Below are 801 nucleotides of genomic sequence, written 5' to 3'. Positions count from 1 at the left end.
GGTCCATGACCCTGCACCAAGAGCACCGCAGCATCGAGGAACGGCGACACCAGCTCGTCGACGCGGCGATCGCGGTCCTGCGCGACGGCGGGATCGCCGCGCTCACCACGCGTGCCGTCACCACGGCCGCCGGACTCCCGCACGGTGCGTTCCACTACTGCTTCGCCTCGAAGTCGGCGCTGTTCCGGGCGGTGCTCGAACGACAGCTGCGGGGCGCGATGGCGGCCGCGTTCGCCACGCCGACCACACGGCTCGATCCACGGGCGCGGATCGCCGCGGGCCTGGCGGCGCACCTCGGGCAGACCAAGAGCGACCCGGCGACCGCACTCGCCCTCGTCGAACTCGTCACGCACTCCCGTCGCGATGCCGACCTGGCAGAGCTCGCCGCGTGGGAACAGGGGGCGTACCTCGAAGCCGTCCGCGCGCACGTCGACGCCTGGTCGAGCGAGGACGGGATCACGTGGGCGGTGCCGGTCGAGCAGGTCGCACGCCTGCTCATCGCGACCGCCGACGGCGTCAGCGGGTCGTGGCTCGCCGATCGTGACGACACTGCCGCTTCCGAGACCGTCGCCACGGCGGCTCGGGCGATCGCCAGCCTCGTCGGCGGCGGTGCCTCGTGAAGTGGCTCTTCCTCGGGATCGCGATCGTCGCCGAGGTCACGGGTGCCCTGTCCATGCAGGCAGCCGTCGAGCAACCCGCCTGGTACGCCGTCGTCGGCATCGGGTACGTCACCGCCTTCGTCATGCTCATCCGGGTGCTCCGGAGCGGCATGGCCGTCGGCGTCGCCTACGGCATCTGGGG

General features: G+C 72.2%; 2 protein-coding genes. Both read left to right on the top strand.

Annotated features, from left to right (window positions below; genetic code table 11):
- Positions 1-620, top strand: a 620-nt coding sequence (locus H489_RS29970) for a TetR/AcrR family transcriptional regulator (protein ID WP_235045681.1), incomplete at its 5' end; no start/stop codon positions are given.
- On the top strand, positions 617-801 hold a 185-nt coding region (locus tag H489_RS29965), incomplete at its 3' end, for an SMR family transporter (protein WP_017887484.1). The genes H489_RS29970 and H489_RS29965, both read left to right, overlap by 4 nt.

The organism is Curtobacterium flaccumfaciens UCD-AKU (assembly GCF_000349565.1).
Classification (GTDB): domain Bacteria; phylum Actinomycetota; class Actinomycetes; order Actinomycetales; family Microbacteriaceae; genus Curtobacterium; species Curtobacterium poinsettiae.
The sequence above is the reverse complement of the archived record's forward strand: the minus strand, read 5'-3'. Positions and strand labels throughout refer to the sequence as shown.